Genomic DNA, 378 nt, shown 5'->3' on the forward strand with positions numbered 1-378 from the left:
CTGGTGGCCGAGCCCGGACGCGTGATCGTGGCGCGCTGCCTGTCCCTGATCGTGCGGGTGCTGCTGCGCAAGGGCAAGCGGCTCTACATCAATGACGGCATCTGGGCGTCGCTGTCGGATTCATGGACCGGCAAGATCACCCTGCCGGCCCGCTTCATCCCCGATCCGGCGATCCGCACGCGTAATGGCGACGAGAAAAACATCGTGCCGTTCAAGGTCTGCGGCGCGACCTGCGATTCCGTCGACATCCTGTCCAGGCCGTTCTGGCTGCCGGAAACGGTCGACACCGGCGACTGGATCGAGATCGGCCATATCGGCGCCTACTCGCTGTCGCTGAGGACCCGCTTCAACGGCTTTTACCCCGACACATTCGTGGAG

General features: G+C 64.3%; 1 pseudogene. It reads left to right on the forward strand.

The window, feature by feature from the left end:
* Positions 1–378: pseudogene (locus EOA24_RS41240) on the forward strand (ornithine decarboxylase); the annotation flags it as partial.

Origin of the sequence: Mesorhizobium sp. M2A.F.Ca.ET.039.01.1.1 (genome assembly GCF_003998035.1) — a bacterium.
In the GTDB taxonomy this organism is placed as follows: domain Bacteria; phylum Pseudomonadota; class Alphaproteobacteria; order Rhizobiales; family Rhizobiaceae; genus Mesorhizobium.